Origin of the sequence: Corallococcus praedator, from assembly GCF_003612125.1 — a bacterium.
GTDB lineage: Bacteria > Myxococcota > Myxococcia > Myxococcales > Myxococcaceae > Corallococcus > Corallococcus praedator.
This window is the reverse complement of sequence record NZ_RAWI01000782.1, coordinates 1-1,039: the sequence shown is the minus strand read 5'-3', so window position 1 is coordinate 1,039 and position 1,039 is coordinate 1. Positions and strand designations below refer to the sequence as shown.

Annotated in this window: 1 protein-coding gene; it reads right to left on the bottom strand. The window is 68.7% G+C overall.

Features of this window, described 5'->3' with window-relative positions:
• Nucleotides 1-127 precede the first annotated feature (127 nt).
• A complete protein-coding gene (locus D7Y13_RS41715; protein ID WP_120536681.1) occupies nt 128-931 on the bottom strand; it encodes a prolipoprotein diacylglyceryl transferase in 804 nt (267 codons plus the stop codon).
• Nucleotides 932-1,039: the final 108 nt, after the last annotated feature.

Sequence of the window (1,039 nt, the reverse complement as noted above, 5' to 3'; positions counted from 1 at the left end):
CCACCAGCTGGCGGCGGGCGGCGTTCAGCCCCACCCACCCCAGCGGCGCCATCACCGCGTCATACGCCAGAGCCTTCATGCGAAAACCCCCCTGCCTTCACGAAGCCTGAAGCGAAGCACCCGCGCGCTAGCGCGCGGTCTCCACCCGCCCCTGGGACGCCGGGGGCTTCTGGGCGGACGCGCTGGGCGCCTGCTTGCGCAACAGCCCCCACACCCCGTACGCGATGAGCAGGAGGCTGCCGTACTGCGCGGGCGTCAGGCCGAAGTAGCGCGCGTCCACGTACGACAGGTCGGTGGCCCGGAGGAAGTCCAGGCTGAAGCGGGAGATGGCGTACAGCAGCGCCAGCAGCGGCAGGAGCCGCCCCTTGAGCTTTCCAGCGTTGCGCAGCGCGTAGAGGAGGCCGGAGATGGCGAACAGCACCACCGCGTCGTAGAGGCCCAGGTCGTGCCGGTTGCCGTTGGGGAACTGCACCGCCAGGAAGAAGTCCGTCAGCCGCCCCGGGTGGTCGTGCACCGCGAAGCACCCCAGCCGCGCCACCGCCCACCCTGGCGCCACGCCCAGCGCGAAGCTGTCCGCGTAGTCGTTGAAGCGCAGCTTCTTCACCCGGAAGAACACCACCGCCGCGAAGATGCCGCCCAGCAGGCCTCCGAAGGACGACAGGCCGTCCCAGAACCGGAGGATTTGAAACGGACTCTTGGACAGCTCCTCCGGGTGGTAGAAGAACAGGTGCACCCAGTGGCCGAAGAGCATGCCGGCCGCCACGCCCCACATGGCGAAGTCCGCCAGGGGGTTCGGATCCAGGCCCTCGCGCTCCGCCTGCTTCGTCAGCAGCTTCGCGGCCAGCAGGATGCCCGCCGCCACGAAGACGTTGAAGGGGTTCAGCTCCAGGGGCCCCAGCTTGAACGAGGGGGCGTGCCAATAGGGAATCAAGAGGGCTCCAGAAAAGGCCAGGACCCATCCCAGGGGTGGACGCGGGAAGGGTCGAACCCGAACAATCGGCGCATCCCGGGCTTCCCTCCACCTCTTTCTTGCTGCCCC